The 245-nt window shown below is 73.5% G+C and carries 1 protein-coding gene; it reads left to right on the forward strand.

Annotated features, from left to right (window positions below):
- Positions 1–245 (forward strand): DUF5719 family protein (locus ACQG3P_RS21805; RefSeq protein ID WP_426806218.1); only part of this gene is annotated, 245 nt, incomplete at both ends.

Raw genomic sequence — 245 nt, forward strand, 5'->3', positions numbered from 1 at the left:
CCGTCACACCCATCGGTCGCGACGAGCCGGCGCTCGACCCCGAGGTCGTCCCGCTCGTGGGCGGCCGTCCCGTCGAGATCGACCTCGGCGGACTGCCGGTGGGCTCCTACACCGTGGAGGTCGAAGCCGACGCGCCGGTGGTGTCGGCCGTGTGGCAGACCACGGGGTTCGAGGAGGGCGACGACTTCGCCTGGTACACGCCGTCGCCGCTCGTGGCGGTGCCGAGCCTCTTCGCGGTGCCGGTG

Source organism: Stenotrophomonas sp. SrG, assembly GCF_050031795.1.
Classification (GTDB): domain Bacteria; phylum Pseudomonadota; class Gammaproteobacteria; order Xanthomonadales; family Xanthomonadaceae; genus Stenotrophomonas; species Stenotrophomonas rhizophila_A.